This window comes from Cryomorphaceae bacterium 1068 (assembly GCA_027214385.1).
In the GTDB taxonomy this organism is placed as follows: Bacteria; Bacteroidota; Bacteroidia; order Flavobacteriales_D; family Cryomorphaceae; genus JAKVAV01.
Genome location: JAPVXR010000013.1, coordinates 93,921 through 109,584, shown reverse-complemented (window position 1 = coordinate 109,584; position 15,664 = coordinate 93,921). Strand labels below are relative to the sequence as shown.

General features: G+C 45.3%; 13 protein-coding genes. 7 read left to right on the top strand and 6 right to left on the bottom strand.

All coding sequences use genetic code 11. The features are described 5' to 3' along the window. Window positions 1-1,848 carry a cystathionine beta-synthase gene (locus O3Q51_14770; protein MCZ4410083.1) on the bottom strand — a complete coding sequence of 616 codons (1,848 nt, stop codon included), beginning with the start codon at window positions 1,846-1,848 and terminating at the stop codon, window positions 1-3. 362 nt (window positions 1,849-2,210) lie between these two features. Between O3Q51_14770 and O3Q51_14765 the strand changes: the two genes are divergently transcribed. The 6 genes from O3Q51_14765 (at window position 2,211) to O3Q51_14740 (ending at window position 8,276) form a co-directional block, all read left to right on the top strand. Next, entirely contained in the window at window positions 2,211-4,133 is a 1,923-nt protein-coding gene (locus O3Q51_14765) for a sensor histidine kinase (GenBank protein ID MCZ4410082.1), read from the top strand. Beyond that, a complete protein-coding gene (locus O3Q51_14760) occupies window positions 4,133-4,780 on the top strand; it encodes a response regulator transcription factor (GenBank protein MCZ4410081.1) in 648 nt (215 codons plus the stop codon). Before O3Q51_14765 ends, O3Q51_14760 begins: the two co-directional genes overlap by 1 nt. Window positions 4,781-4,874: 94 nt before the next feature. Next, on the top strand, window positions 4,875-5,096 hold the full coding sequence (locus tag O3Q51_14755) for a helix-turn-helix transcriptional regulator (GenBank protein MCZ4410080.1): 222 nt from the start codon (window positions 4,875-4,877) through the stop codon (window positions 5,094-5,096). Next, window positions 5,096-6,253: a hypothetical protein gene (locus tag O3Q51_14750; GenBank protein MCZ4410079.1), complete on the top strand. Its 1,158-nt coding sequence runs from the start codon at window positions 5,096-5,098 to the stop codon at window positions 6,251-6,253. Before O3Q51_14755 ends, O3Q51_14750 begins: the two co-directional genes overlap by 1 nt. Beyond that, window positions 6,243-6,614: a hypothetical protein gene (locus O3Q51_14745; protein ID MCZ4410078.1), complete on the top strand. Its 372-nt coding sequence runs from the start codon at window positions 6,243-6,245 to the stop codon at window positions 6,612-6,614. Before O3Q51_14750 ends, O3Q51_14745 begins: the two co-directional genes overlap by 11 nt. Window positions 6,615-6,632: 18 nt before the next feature. After that, window positions 6,633-8,276 carry a PQQ-binding-like beta-propeller repeat protein gene (locus O3Q51_14740; GenBank protein ID MCZ4410077.1) on the top strand — a complete coding sequence of 548 codons (1,644 nt, stop codon included), beginning with the start codon at window positions 6,633-6,635 and terminating at the stop codon, window positions 8,274-8,276. 69 nt (window positions 8,277-8,345) lie between these two features. Here the strand turns inward: O3Q51_14740 and O3Q51_14735 are convergent, their stop codons facing one another. Both O3Q51_14735 and O3Q51_14730 read right to left on the bottom strand, forming a co-directional pair. Further along, window positions 8,346-8,780, bottom strand: coding sequence for a cupin domain-containing protein (locus tag O3Q51_14735; GenBank protein ID MCZ4410076.1), 435 nt, complete (start codon window positions 8,778-8,780; stop codon window positions 8,346-8,348). 74 nt (window positions 8,781-8,854) lie between these two features. Further along, on the bottom strand, window positions 8,855-10,396 hold the full coding sequence (locus O3Q51_14730) for a hypothetical protein (protein ID MCZ4410075.1): 1,542 nt from the start codon (window positions 10,394-10,396) through the stop codon (window positions 8,855-8,857). Between the two features lie 242 nt (window positions 10,397-10,638). Here O3Q51_14730 and O3Q51_14725 point away from each other — a divergent pair, with 242 nt between their 5' ends. Beyond that, window positions 10,639-12,831 carry a B12-binding domain-containing radical SAM protein gene (locus O3Q51_14725; GenBank protein MCZ4410074.1) on the top strand — a complete coding sequence of 731 codons (2,193 nt, stop codon included), beginning with the start codon at window positions 10,639-10,641 and terminating at the stop codon, window positions 12,829-12,831. 19 nt (window positions 12,832-12,850) lie between these two features. Here O3Q51_14725 and O3Q51_14720 read toward each other — a convergent pair whose 3' ends face one another. The 3 genes from O3Q51_14720 to O3Q51_14710 are packed head-to-tail and all read right to left on the bottom strand — an operon-like array spanning window position 12,851 to window position 15,607. Next, window positions 12,851-13,891: a response regulator gene (locus tag O3Q51_14720; GenBank protein MCZ4410073.1), complete on the bottom strand. Its 1,041-nt coding sequence runs from the start codon at window positions 13,889-13,891 to the stop codon at window positions 12,851-12,853. Window positions 13,892-13,901: 10 nt separating this feature from the next. Then, entirely contained in the window at window positions 13,902-14,276 is a 375-nt protein-coding gene (locus O3Q51_14715; GenBank protein MCZ4410072.1) for a response regulator, read from the bottom strand. 5 nt (window positions 14,277-14,281) lie between these two features. Then, window positions 14,282-15,607 carry an ATP-binding protein gene (locus tag O3Q51_14710; GenBank protein ID MCZ4410071.1) on the bottom strand — a complete coding sequence of 442 codons (1,326 nt, stop codon included), beginning with the start codon at window positions 15,605-15,607 and terminating at the stop codon, window positions 14,282-14,284. Window positions 15,608-15,664: the final 57 nt, after the last annotated feature.

Here is a 15,664-nt window from a genome sequence, read left to right as displayed (position 1 = left end):
TTATGATTGGATAGTGGCTACAAAATCTAAAAATACTTTTTTGTGTCGTTCAAGATCCATATCAGGCGAAAGTGATGCCCGAACGATGTAGTCTTTGTCTCCCTCCTTCGTAGTGCCTTGAGTGGATGTAGCGGGTATGGTCCAATAGCATCCCTTTAGCTGCCCGTAGCTCACACAGTACTTGCTTTCGTTGGGAATTTCGGTGATCATCATGTGAATCAATCTGTTGTTCAAGACTTTTTTATTGGCTTCTATCTCATCATGTGTGCGCCCTTCCGCAGGCAGATCCAAAGAAAAAACCGATGGTGTAAATCCTTCACTTGCCAATTCTTCTGATACAAAATTGATTTTTGCCGAAGGCAAATTCTCTTTAATGAACTCTACAAATTCACGTGTATTCTCATAGGCATCAGTAATGCGTTGATTCATTGAAGGCAATTGCTGCGCCAATATTTCCATCTGAAGATCGGTAGCTTCATTATCACAAAGTTCAAGATGCCTTTCTATAGAGCCCATCAAGGCCAAAGCTTTCGTATTTCCAACACAGTAGCCTGCAGTGCATTTTCCACCACTTGGAAATTTTGATCCGCTGGCATAAGATATCGTACGCACCGTTGAGAGAATTTTGCCTTCACCCAAAAACTGAAAATTCGGACAGAAGGTTTGGTCTAAAATGAAAACAGGATCAATTGCATCCTCACCGTTTTGTGTCTTTCGATTAGAGCCGAGCGCAGCTTTCAATTGATCAAGATCGGGAACTTCTACCCTTGGATTGGTGGGAATCTCAGCGATGATATATGGAACGGCATCCTCTTTCGCTACTCGATCCAAAACATCATGAATGCTCTGTACCATATCGTTTTCGCCGTCAACCGGTAAGTCTACGATCTCCACATTGTCAAGACATGCGGCAACTCTCCTTGCCTGGTCGTTTGTCCCACCATAACAATTAGGAGGAACGATAAATTTGATGGCTTTCCCGGGATGCTTCTCCAGAGCATCATCAATTAACCCCATCATGATAGCATATTGAATAGATAGCCCGCTGGAACCAACCAATGGCTTTGTCGGTGCACCGGTAATAGCCTGAATGGAATTCAAAACCTTGGTTTTATCGGAGTCAACCTGATTCTTATTTCTGTCAGAAGACTCTCCTATCAGCATCTCTATGGCGGTAAGACAATCGGCAGGTGTCATAGCTATGGTCTCTCTTCTTCGAACGTGCTGAATTTCTGAAATCGCACTTTCATTCTTCTTGCCGTTTACGATCAGGATACTCCCTAGCTCAGAATGGACATTGATACGAAAGTCAACATTGGGATTAGTTTCGAATTTACCCAACTCACCACCTTGAGAAAGGAAAATGGTGGTTCCATCAAATTGTGAAATATCCTCTTCTTGAGCAACTTGTGTCAGCTCAAATTGATATCCATAAACGCGTCGAACCAAGCCGGCATCAAAAAAGCCAGGCAATTCACCGGTATAAGCTAGCCGCGTGTTTTCACCTTCAAACAAGTTCTTTCTAAGAACCGCCAAAACAGGAGCCGTTATAGATGAAAAACCAATAACATTCTCAAAGTTCAGGTGATTCAAATTGGCAATAGCCCATTCCAAAACACAGGACAAAGGATGCCCCAAACGAATGTAGTCGTAAGCCGTGGGCAAAGCATTGAGCGCAGTGGCATCGACCCTCTCATTAGACAATAAGTCTTCAAACTCATCCAAGAATTGTGTCTTGGCTTTAGCTTCATTGTAAATATCCAGCCTGTGTGTAGTTAAGCCCAACCAGTCATTCGGTAAGTTTTTTAACACGACTCTGAGCTGGTTGATTACTTTACTGTTTTCCATTAATAGTATCTTTTCACGTGTGGCCAATCTACATTAATCCTATTGAGATGGAAAATGTTGCAGTACGTTTTTTTCACATGTCCCAAAAGAGGAAGTTATGCCTCGGGTTACAGTGAAAAATCTAACTCCTCCTAGCTTTTGATACACAACATTTTATTAGTCGTTAAAATCGAGTTTAAACAGATTCACCTCTTATAGAAACCTAAGAAATAAGCTTTTTTTCTCATTACCATAAAAAACCGATTCACTCAAAACCATACCCGTCAAAGTACCTAGAATGAGTCTAATCTACTCTTCATTTTTCATGAAAAGTGGAACAATTAAAAGAAGAGGTATATATTCGTTTTGGTTACACTAATCATATGAAAAGAGTCTTTTTGTTCTGTTTAATCATTTCCTTAAACAGCTTGTATGCGCAAGTCGATAGCTTAGATCAAAAGCTCATAGGGCTGAAAAATCAAGCCTTGGTAGACAAACTCAACGAGCTGAGTTTTACCATTGCTCAATCAGACCCAAATCGTGCCAAGGAAATGGCGGAAGAAGCGGCTGAAAAATCAGTCGAACTCAAATATGCTTACGGATCTGCGGATGCCATGCACAAACTCTCAGTAGCCTACAGATTTCAAGGATATTACAATGAGGCACTGCTTTATGCGGACAGCGCTCTCGGCTATCTAGATGGAACGGAGGCCGTATCGCTCAAAGCAGCCATCCATTCCAACAAAGGTGTTTGCTACAGGTATAAGGGAGAATACGAAGAGGCACTCAAATCCTACCAAAAAGCCATCGACCTGCACAAAGAGGCGAATCAAAATACAGATGTCGGCACGGTACTGAATAATGTGGGTGTGATGTTTATGTATATGGAAGACTACGACAAGGCTCTATCCTATTATGATGAGGCTCTGGACATCCAAACCGAAGAGAACAACCGAAAAGAGATTGCCAATATTTACAATAACTACGCAATAGTTTATGCCAATCAGGGTGTGCTTGATTCTGCGCTCACATACTTCGAAAGGTCTTACGGAATAGAGAAGGAGCTCAATAACCTTCAGGGAATGTCTGAAAGCATCAACAATATTGGCGCCGTGTATTACTACATGGGCGATATGGAGAGTGCTATCGATCAATTCCGCGAATCCTATCGAATAGACAGCACCCTTGGCGACATTCGCGGACAGATCAGTACCCTCTCGAACATTGCAGAGATGAAGAATGAAATGGGCAACCCGCGCCAAGCGATCCAAACGCTAGAGAAGTGCCTGCGCATGGCCAACGAAATTGACTCGAAGCACGACCGTGAGATTTCCCTCGCCAATTTGGCCAGTTCGTACAAGAACTTAGGCAATTTTGAAAAGGCTTTGGAATACCATGTGCAGTACTTGGCAGTTCATGATTCGGTTCTTGGCGAAAACCAACAAGAGATCGTTCAGGAGCTGGAGACGCAATACCAAACGAAGGAAAAAGAGCAACAGATTAAAATTCAAGGACTCGAACTGGAAGAAGCCGATCTTAAAATTCAAGCTAGGAACAATATGCTTCTGGGGCTATCGGGAATTCTCTTGTTGGCATTGGTATCGGGAATTCTGGGGTACCGCTTTATTAAATCCAAAAAAGAGGCAGAGCTACAACGAGCCATTGCAGCTGAGCAGAAAAACCAACTTGATGCAGTAATAAACGCCACCGAACAGGAAAAAAGGAGAATGGCCAGAGAACTGCACGATGGCATCGGTCAGCAGCTTTCCAGCATTAAACTCGGGCTCGCCAATATGTCCAATCAGATGAAGGACCAAGGCGAAGAGAATCAAACCAAATTTCAGTTGATTGAGAAAGTGGTAGATGAATCGGCGCAAGATGTGAGAGAGCTCTCACATAGAATGATGCCAAAATCGCTGAGCGAGCTGGGGCTCGGCGCGGCGATCAAAGATTCATTAGAAAAAAGCTTGGGCCTCAATAATATCAGGTACCACTTTCACGACGATACAGAAGGCAACCGCTTCGCCGACCAAGTGGAGGTAAACATGTACCGCGTGTCACAGGAATTGATCAACAACATTCTCAAGCACTCTGGAGCCGATCGCGTCTCTATCGATCTTTTAAAGGAAAACGAAACGCTGGTGCTGGCCGTGAAAGACAATGGAAAAGGCTTTAACCCGACAAAAGATGAGGGCCATGGCCTCCTCAACATCAAATCGCGCCTTCAGCAAATCAATGCCTCTCTTAGCTTTGATTTTCCCGAAGAAGGCGGAACCGAAACCACCATTAAAACTCCCCTCTCCTGATGCGCATATTGATTGTCGATGATCATACCCTGGTGCAAAGCGGAATAAGCGAGCTCGTGAATAGCTTGGGCGGCTTTGAGGTAGTAGGAGGAGCCGAAAACGGAAAAGAGGCGCTGGAATTTACAGATATGCTGAAGCCCGACATTGTACTTATGGATGTAGATATGCCCGTAATGAATGGCTTGGAAGCGACCATCGAACTGAAAAAGCGGAGTCCTGAAACAAAGGTTATCATACTCACCATGCACGGCGACCCGTCTCTCATCAAACGCATGATGGAAATCGGTGCCAGTGGTTTTCTACTGAAAAATTCAGATCGCTCTGAATTTGAAACCGCGTTGAAACGGGTGGCCGAAGGAAAAACCTACTTCAGCGGCGATGCGGCGCGTGCGGTCATTACAGGAGAGAATGTAACTCCGGGTAATTTTACCGTAGGAACGGACGCCCTACTCTTTTCAAAACTCAGCGAGCGAGAACGGGAAATCCTCAAACTCATCGCTCAAGGAATGTCCAATAAAGAAATTGGAGAAGAACTATTCATCTCTCACCGCACGGTAGATTCCCACCGAACGAACCTCATGAAAAAACTGCAGGTTCACAATTCAGCAGCTCTTGTAAAACTGGCCGCTTCCAACGGTCTAGTTTAAGAATTAGGGTATTTACCCTATACGATTAGGGCTTTCTCCCTATTTATTACCCAACGTGCTTTAGGAATCTTTGTCCTGTTCTAATCAACTGAATATGACAGCCGATTCATCATTCTACACACATCCACTTTCCGGAAGAGAAAAAGAAGTACTGGCGCTTATTGCCAAAGGCTTCACCAGCAAAAAAATTGCTCTTCTGCTAAATATCGATGAGGGAACGGTAGCCAGTCATAGAAAAAGCATCAGAACCAAACTCCAAGTAAAGAACGTTGCCGGGATGATTCGGCATGCGATAAAAATGAAACTTATAGACTAATGAAGGCAAAAAGCATAACTATTCTTTCGATATTCTTTTGTTCACTGCAACTATTGGGGCAAAGCACGAATATGGTCTTTGAGAAAATAGATGTCTCGCCTGCCCCTTATAAATTTCTGCATTCAGACATTGACATCATTCCTGGAACGGAAGATTACATCATCTCAGCCACGCAGAGCTTTCCGCTATATGTGGTAGACCAAGATCTCAATATCAAGTCGACTTACGATGTGGGCAATTGGTACGGCGGTTCTCGAGTCAATCTTTCGAGCGATGGCAGGTACATTTTGCTTCAGCAGCTCAAATACTTGGATTACGCTCCCAATAAAGACCGCGAGGTAAAGTTTGAAGTGGTAGAAGCTGCCACGGGAAAAGAGGTGCTGACCATCGATGCAGGCCACGATGCCGACTTTCACCCCAACAATGAGGAGTTGATCGTGCTTGAAGGTGACAACCTGTATAGCTATAGCCTTTCGGGCAAAGGAAAGAAAGTACTCCTCCCTACCCCTGACGCGACCAATTGCATGGCCTTTTCTCCCGATGGTTCCCAGGTGGCCATCTCTCATCATGTGGAAGATGAATACCTCAATTCTTACATCACCAAGAAGAAGCAAAAAGACAACTACAAAATCTTCAAGAAGTACCGGCAGTGCATTTCCGTCTACGAAACGGAAAACTACACAAGGCTATACACCGTTGATGAAATGTTTGACATTCCCTACGCGCTGGAGTTTTCGCCGGAAGGCTCTACCCTACTCTGCTACTCGGTACCGCATACCAAGGTGGTCGCAAAAACGGGGATGACGGGTACCAGGTACATCTCGGTAATCAATGTCGAAAACGGAGAAACCTTACCCCGTGGCTTCGTTTCAAATTCCATCTACGAGCCCGACTTCGAATTCAGCAATAGCCAAGAGTATTTCGCACTGGTGACTATCAACAAAGGTCGCTTCCCTGAAGTATGGGTGTGCAGGTACGATGACGCAAGCATAATAGCTCGATTTGAATTGGCTAAGCGAATGTTTGGAAGTCACACGAAGGGGCAGTTTCCTGCCGATGACGGACGCGTAGGAATCGCATTTTCTGCTGATGACAGCCACCTTCTGATAACCAACGGATCTCTAATCTTTAAATGGGAAATACCATATGAAAACTAACCTCAAAATACTACTTGTGTTCGCAATTCTGCTCACAGGTGCTGAGCTTTCAGCACAACGACCATTCGTAGAAACGAGTGACGAGTTTGCAGAACTTGCCACCAAGAATCTCGACGAACTCGTCCAAGATGAAAAATTCCTGAAAGGCATGGAAAAAGAAGAAATACACGGGAGCTACACCTATCAAATAACCGTGGGCGACAAGGGGAAAATAACCCATATGCGCTCTTTGGAGCGATCAGAAGACGCCTCCATCCACGGACAAAACACCTTAAATGATTTGGTAAGGCACCACAAATTTGATTTCAAAATACCCAAAGGAAACCTCTATAATTTTCAATACACATTTATAATTCCATAACTATTAAAATCAACTAAAATGAAAGCAATATCAATTTTTATTACGGGCTTGTTTTTGGCTTTGTCAATCAGTGCGCAAGACGATATGCCCGAAATGTGGTCAACCCGACTCGACCACCAGATAGACTTCTTTGGCTGCGACAACGGTGGCTGGGTAGGCTACGGATATACTGCCTCGAATAAGGATATATCCGTTTACGAAAATGAAACCGGCAAGGTGGTGTGGACAAAGGACTTTACGGACATCTCTCAACGACTCAAAAAAGTAGATGGGATCATTCCCGTTTGGGAGGCGAAAAAAATCTTTCTCCTCGATCTAAAAATGGGAAAAGAGCAAGTAGCCGTTATTGACATGGTAACAGGCGACTTATTGTGGGAATCTGATCGATACAAGCTGAAGCAAGAAGAGATGATTTCCTTCATTGAGGAGGAAAATGGCTTTCTGTTTACGTTTAAAGATGTGAACCTTTTCGTAAACGCCGACACGGGCGAAGAACTCTGGAGCACCGCCAAATTCAAAGGAAAAGTTGGAAAGTATTACTACGAAGACGGATTCCTTACTACCGTAAACTTTATTCCATCGGGATTGATAGCGATGTTTTCAGGATTTAAAAATCAGATTGCCAAAATCAACATGAAAACAGGGGAGCTCGTTTGGGAGAATACCTACATAGGTAGAGCGAGTAAGAAAGTGGTAACAGGCGACTGGCTATATGGCATTGATGTGATAGATGGAAATGTAATTCTTCACTTGGGCGGACTGCAGGTGTATGACTACAAAACGGGAGCAGAAAAGTGGAGTGCTGCGTTTGATTACAAAATTCCCGTTAAAGCACCCGGCAATGCAACTGCCTTTGGCGTTTACGGTGCACTTCCCGATCCTATCATTACAGATGAGTTTGTGTATGTGCTTGATATGGAAGGCAAAAAAGGTCAGCACATCAACAAATACGAAAGAAGCACAGGCCGTTTGGTTTGGCAATCACAAGAGATAGGTGGTGGCGCAAAAGTGGTTCCAAACATGTACTTGGAAGATGGGAAACTCCTGCTTCAAATAGGTGGCGTGGTAGAAATTCAGGGGGTGTTTAGAGAAAAAGATGCCGACGGAAATATTACTTACACCAAGAAAGTATACGATCAAAACATCAAGCCATGCGGTGTGCAGGCGTACAGCGACGAAGACGGCAGACTCATCTGGGATTCCGAAAAATTCAAAAAGGGTATTACCAATATGCTCGTCTATGGTGAAAACCTTGTGGTGTGCTCGGGAAAGGAACTGTACAGCTTAAAGATTCATGGTGGAGATGTAAACTACCAAGTTGAGGTGAAAAACGGCGGAGTCGGAAATGCCGTGGTGATCTTGCCCTATGAGGAAATGATTGTAGTAGTTGGAGAAAAAGGAGTTTCAACTTTTAATTCTGCTGACGGGAGTTTAGTCGCCGCCAATAAATACAAAAGAGCTTCTGTGGTTGACTTCCACGAAAACATTCTGATTCTGGAAACACCAAAGAATGACATCGCTGCTTTTGACATCAAAGACGGTTGTAAGTACTGGGCTTTCAATGCCAAGAAAGGGGCTGGAAATTCCCTTACCACCGATGGAAAGCACGTATATGTTTACGAGAAAAAGGACGTAACGCGGCTATTGACCACAGCAAAATAACAAGACTGTTGTTTTTGCAACCAAACCTCAAAGAGCCCTTCCCGTCGTGGAAGGGTTTCTTTTTTTGCATTACTCCTCGTAAATATCAAATTTGGCAGAGACGGCCTTCATTAGCTTCGCATCTGAAAAGTCATCTTCGGTCATTGTGGAGAGTTGCTCTAAGAAAATGTCAAACGCACCGTTTTTGAATATCGTAAGCATCTTTCCGCCTTCCGCTGATTTAGCTTCGTGCCAAACATTTGGCGGAACCGTTATAGTGTCTCCTTCTTTCAGAACAATTGTTTCGTCATCGAAAATGAGCTCTAGCTCCCCAACCAACATGTAGAATACCTCTGTCATGACCTTGTGATGGTGACGCTTTAGATGAAACCCCTGCTTCAAAGTATCTTCCACTATACATAATTCGCCGTCTGTATCGCGCGACGAAAGTTTCACAAAGCAATGGTCTTGAGCGTAATTGTAATTCTCACCTTCACCTTTTCGAATAAGTTCTTTTGATTCCATATTGAATTTTAAATAACGCTGATTGGATGCTCATTGCTTATCAAGCAAACGACTCGGTTACGATCTATGAACCACTAAATCGCCGCGGTTTGGTCTTTACCGATCTGAGCCCTTGCCTCTTCAACCCCAATGGTCGCCAATCTTCTACCCGGTGCTCGATGAAGTACTATCTCGTATTCAGCCAAGGCTTCTGCGTAGCGTTCTTTTGACAATAGCCAATCGGCGTACAACTCGTGTGTGGGTTTTTGAATCACGGGAGGCCCGTAACTGTAATCTCCCGAATCTTCCAGTTCCGTGGACTTCACCAGATATTCTTCTGCCAATTCATCATCACCCGAAAGCATATAACCAAGTGCGTAGACTTGATACAATATCGCTTTAGCTGCTACGATATCGCTGGGCCTGGCTTTGCTTATATCGCTGGGAATACACAGTTTGAAATCCAATGTATCGGCAAAGAGAGACTCTCTGCGTATCAATGCTTCCAGCAGCTCTTGGGTCGCTCTAAGCGAGTCCGCATCGCCTTTAGAATAAGATCGCATGGCATTTATGAAGTACTGCTTTGCTTTTACGGTGATGCTGAGATCAGACGCATCTATCGCCATTTCAGCGTAGGGACTGTTCCAATCTCCCGTCTCTGCCAAATAGGTCCCTTGCAAATAAATCAGGTGGGAGCGCCCTCTTTTGGAAGGTGTGTCCTCTGCATGGATCATCATACTATCAAGTAAAACTGCTGCTTTATCCATTTCACCATTCTGAAGGTAACCGTATTCGAGCCAGTGATAAGCGTGATAGCCTCGGGCATCATCGTCCAAGTCTTTTGCCACCATCCTGTCTACGCTTGCTTGATAAGAGTCGATATTTGAAGCAATGACGGCATCCCACATTCCTTTAGCTACAAAGATATGCGATGGCATGTGCAGGGCGTGGCTAGCCGATGGTGCTACCTGAGCATAGGTTTCTGCCGCCTCCATGGCGAGTGTGGCATGCCCAGGGTCGTCGTAGGCATGAATAAGGTAATGCAAGGCACCCGGATGTTGTGGATTTTCTTTGACGATTTGCGCAGCGATCTTTCCTGCTTCTCCATAAACTTCCACATCACGTCCATCTTCTACCGAACCCAAAAGGGCCAGCGCATAGAAGGATTGCACTTCGTGATTTTTCGGATAGCGCTCGGCCATCTCGGTATAAAATTCCAAATAGTTGTCGTCACGCTGGTCCTTCTCAAACTCCTCATTATAAAGAACTTCCAGAGATTCCAAAAAATCGGCTTCTAAGTCTGACTCAGGCTCAGCACCTGCCATTGTGTACCGGTTTAAAACAGCTCGTGCACTGTCCGGCTTTTGCCGATGCCAGATGGGATGGTTAAACGTCATCGCCTCGCCCCAGTAGGCCATGGCCATGGCCGAGTCTATTTCGGTAGCCGTTCGAAAGGATTCACGAGCGTCTTCGTATTCGAAGCTATGGAGTAGTAGCAGTCCTCGGTTAAAGGCTTCAACCGCTTCCGGTGAGCCCTGCACCTCCAAATTCACTACACCCAAATCGCCCGATTGCTTTGGAGTAGAATTACAGGCAAATAAGGCAATTGCCAGAAAGAGAAAAAGAGTTCGTGTCATTGGTGTACATATATAGATGGCTCAAATTTAGACAAAATGAATTCGGGCATTGATAGATGATGAAATGTTGCCTAAGCAGTTGTGATTGAGAAATGCGGCAAATCAGTGTTTTGTTTTTACCCGATACTGCGCATTTGCGACAGAGCAAGAGAAAGGGACACAGAGGCAAGAAGTTGTTTTGTCTTTAGATTTGCCAGTCACTTTTCCATCTATCTTTGCGGCCACCAGTCCAAATTTGACTTTTGAAAGACCTTCTGCTCATCACTCCTCCGTTTACACAATTGAATACGCCCTACCCTGCTACGGCCTATCTCAAGGGTTTTCTGAATACGAAAGGTATCGGTGCGTATCAAATGGATCTCGGCATTGAAGTCATTCTGGAGTTGTTTTCCAAAAAGAGCTTTGAGTTCCTTTTCGCTGAAGCGCACAAGCAGCGCAGAGTAAGCTCAGATAATGGCCACAGGATATACGCCTTAAGAGCCCACTACTTATTGGTCATTGACGAAGTTGTAGCCTTCCTTCAGGGAAAGAACCAAACCTTTGCACGGCAAATTTGTACCGAGAATTTCTTGCCTGAGGCATCTCGCTTTGATGCGCTCGACGATATGGATTGGGCCTTTGGCGCCATGGGCATTCAAGACAAGGCCAAGCACTTGGCCACCTTATTCCTCGAAGATCTCTCTGATTTTATCGTGGAATGCGTCGACCCCAACTTTGGCTTTAGCCGATATGCCGAACGTCTGGGACGAAGCGCCAATTCCTTTGACGAATTGCACGATACCCTCCAAGGCGAATTGACCCACATCGATGGCATCACGCTGAAGATTCTCGATAAGCAGCTAAAAGCCATCAATCCCAAATTGGTTTGCTTTTCGGTTCCCTTTCCGGGAAACCTGTACAGTGCCTTCCGCTGCGCTCAGTTCATCAAGGCCCATTATCCTGAAGTGAAAGTGGCCATGGGCGGCGGATTCCCCAATACCGAATTGCGCTCGCTGAAAGACGTGCGGGTCTTTTCCTATTTTGATTACATCACTCTGGATGATGGCGAACTGCCCATAGAACTGCTGGCTCAGCACGCTTCCGCGAAAGACGACACAGGGGTTGAATACAAGCGCACCTTTCTCATAGAGAACGGAGAAGTGGTTCACAAGAACAATACTACGCGGCGGGATTACAAGCAGAGTGAAGTAGGCACTCCCGACTACTCGGACCTCAAGCTCGATCAATACATCTCCGTAATTGAAATCGCCAACCCCATGCACAGCCTATGGAGCGACGGGCGGTGGAACAAGCTCACCATGGCCCACGGCTGCTACTGGGGCAAGTGCACCTTTTGCGATATATCGCTGGATTACATCAAGCTCTACGAGCCCATCGCTGCCAAGCTCTTGGTAGATCGGATGGAAGAATTGATTGCACAAACGGGCGAAACGGGTTTTCACTTTGTAGATGAGGCCGCACCTCCCGCCCTGATGAAAGCCCTTGCTTTGGAGATCATCAAGCGGGAGCTCTCCCTGACCTGGTGGACCAACATCCGATTTGAGAAAAACTTCACCCAAGACCTCTGCTACCTGCTGAAGGCATCGGGCTGCATCGCCGTTTCGGGCGGACTGGAAGTGGCTTCTGACCGTCTTTTGGCATTGATAGACAAAGGCGTGACGGTAGAGCAAGTGGCTCGCGTGACGCGCAACTTCACCCAGGCCAATATCATGGTGCACTCCTACCTGATGTACGGCTATCCAACGCAAACCGTGCAGGAAACGATAGATAGCTTGGAAATGGTGCGACAGCTTTTTGAGCAGGGCGTTCTGCAATCGGGATTCTGGCATCAGTTTGCGCTCACGGCGCACAGTCCCGTTGGATTAAATCCCTCAGATTACGGCATTGAACCCATTTACAAAGAGATCACCTTCGCCAATAACGATGTAGACTTTACTGACCAAACGGGCATCGATCACGGCCAATTCAGCTTTGGCTTAAAGAAGTCGCTCTTCAATTTTATGCACGGCCTCGGTTTTGAATTGCCACTTCAAGAATGGTTTGATTTTAAAATCCCTAAGACCAAAGTCAGGCAAGATTATATCCTCACTTGCTTAGAATCGGAGCCTTACATCAGTGTGCAGGCTGCTGCCAAAGTCGTATGGCTGGGTGGGGTGCCTTTCGCGAAAGCTCAATCCAAAACAAAAAAAGGCAAGACTTGGGAGATCCTTCGGCTCACGTTTCACGATAAGCGGGAATCTTTTCAAATCAAACTGGACAAAGACAAAGGGGAATGGTTGATGAATACCTTTCCTAAGCTGTCGCCAACCCAAGAAAGGCTGTTGACATTCGGGCAGGTTAAAGCCGACTACGAAACACAATTTGAAAATTTTGAACTGTTTTGGTATTCCAAACCCATACAAGAGCTCAGAGAGTTCGGCTTGCTGACTGTGTAATGAAAAAGAGGAACGAGGCTTACTTCAGCACTTCGTATACCTTTAGAGGCAACTTCTTGTTCTTCATATTAATCTCGCCAATTTCTTTGCACTCAAAAGACTCCTTCACTTTTAAGTAGTTGGATTCCCCGATCACAATCTGACCTTTATCGGCTGCGGCTTGCAGTCGCGCAGCTACGTTTACCGCATCGCCAATTACGGTGTAGTCCAGTCTACGCAGAGCAGCCGAACCGATGTTTCCCCACACCATTTCGCCACTGTTTATCCCTATGGAAACGTCGGGTTTATAAGAGTCTTCGCCAATACCGATGTCGGCGTTTTCAATGGCGTTGCGTATGGATAGGCATGCATCTATTGCACGATCAACATGGTAATCGCCACGGAAGGTAGCCATGACCGCATCTCCGAGAAACTTGTCCACCGTACCTTCTTCTTTGATGATCTCATGCACGATAATGTCAAAGTAGGCATTGAGCATCTTTACCACCTTATCGGCAGGCTCGGTTTCGCTAATGGCAGTAAAACCGCAAATGTCAATAAAGGCCGCGGTACCTTCTATGGTTTCATTTTCAAAGAGGGCAGTCTCAGCTTCTTTTCCACCCATAAAGTTGAGCACGGTTTCGTCCACGTACATGCGAAGGATGTTGTTCTCTTTGACCGCCTGTAAGGTTTTCTTCAGCGCTGCCACATGTACTATGGTTTTCTCGATGGTAATTTCGAGATCTTTGAAATCGATGGGTTTTGTGATAAAGTCGAATGCACCGCGATTCATCGCGGTGCGAATGTTTTCCATATCGCCGTAAGCCGATACGATAACAGACTTGAGCAAGGAGTTTTGCTCACTGAGCTTTGTCAGTAGGGTCAGCCCGTCCATTTCGGGCATATTGATATCGCTCAATACCAAATCCACATCGGGATGAGCAAGTATCTGCTCCAATGCGTGCCGACCGTTTTCAGCGAAAATAAAATCGTACTCGTTCTGACGTATTTTTTGACGAAAGCGCTGCTTGATCAATACTTTCAAATCCTCCTCGTCGTCTACCACAAGTATTTTGGTCATAACTGTCTTGTTATTTAATCAAGCCGCCTATTTCTTCTTTTAGCGAATTGAAATCGATCGGTTTGGTAAAGAACTCTTTCGCACCCGATTCTTTAGCCTTGTTGTAGTTTTCGGTGTCGCCGTAAGCAGATATCATGCTTACATTAATCGATGGAAAGCGCTCCTTTACTTTATCCAGTAGCTCTAGCCCTGTCATGCCCGGCATATTGATGTCCGAAAATACATACATCACTTCGGGCGGCTTGCTTTTATCGAGAAGATCTAAGGCTTCCTGCCCCGAAAAGGCAAAAACCATTTCTATCTCTCCGCGCTTGATTTCTTTTCTGAATTTCTGACGGAAAAGCATTTCTACATCTCGCTCGTCATCTACAATTAATATCTTCATGCCGGTTAGTTTTGATTGGTGATGGGTAAATCGATGATGAATCTGGTGTGAGCACCTAGCTCCGATTCAATCACGATCTGTCCCTTGTGGTTTTTTATAATGTCGTGGGTAATACTGAGACCGAGCCCCGTTCCTTCCGTACCTTTTTTGGTGGTGAAGAAAGGCTCGAAAAGTTTCTGTTGAATTCCGTCGGGTATCCCCGGGCCATTGTCTTTAAATATGATTTTCACATTATCGCCTTCCTTAGCGGTAGTGATATGGAGTGCAGGAAGGTAGTCGCCGTTCGACCCTGCTTCTACCTTTCCGCGCATTGCGTCAAAGGCGTTCTTACAAAGGTTGAGCACTACCCTACTAAAGTCTTCGGGGAATACGGGCACCATCCCTATCGCATCGTCAAAGTCGTAGTCGATTTTTACATTGATCGGATTTTTCCCTGCCCGCATACCGTGAAACGCCAAGTTGACGTACTCGCTAACGAGTTCATTGAGGTCGGTAGGTTCCAACTGGCCGCTGCCGCCGCGCGAATGCAAGAGCATGGATTTCACGATGCTATCTGCACGGGTGCCATGCTGGTGTATTTTCTTCAGGTTGTCCGCCATATCGTTGAGGACTTCCTTGATTTCTTCGGTGGAATCGCATTTCTCCAACTCGTCTACCATTTCGGTAATCTCCTCGACGTACTCGAGATTAAGCTCCGAAAAGTTGTTGATGAAGTTCATCGGGTTTTTGATCTCGTGGGCTATTCCAGCCGCGAGCTGACCCAAGGCTGCAAGTTTTTCCTGAACGATGAGTTGGGTCTGGGTAGCCTTGAGCTCATCTAGGGAAGCGGCCAGTTCTGCCGTTTTTTCGACCACCTTGGCTTGGAGTTCGTCGTTTTTCTTTTTCCAGTCGTTGATGTGATACGTATCGTCTTCGCTCATCACAGGGGTAGAACCGTGCCAGTGGACGACTTTCCACTTTCCGTCTATTTGATCAAGTATAGTGGAGACGCGAAAAGGGAATTGAATCGAGCCTTCTGGCATCTCTATTTTTATCTCACCTTCTTCAACCATAATGGCTGAGTGGCCACCTGCTAAAAGGTGCTTCCTATGTTGGAGTCTATCATAGCTAAATTTGCCGTTTTCTCCTTCTTTGATTTGCTTTTTGATCAATGCTTTGATTTCATCGGCATTATTGATTTTCTCGTCAATGGTGGTTCCGAAACCAAAAATATTAGGAGTTATCACCTCATCCAGAAGCTCTACATCCATTTCCATAAAACCCACTTTCAAGAATGTTTCATAGGCTTTATCCAGCTCTGATTCTATTTTTGTATCTCCTTTAGAGGTCATATCAAGAAAGGATAGCGGCTAGATTTGGCGTTTGGCTCTGCAATAGGTCGACGAAAA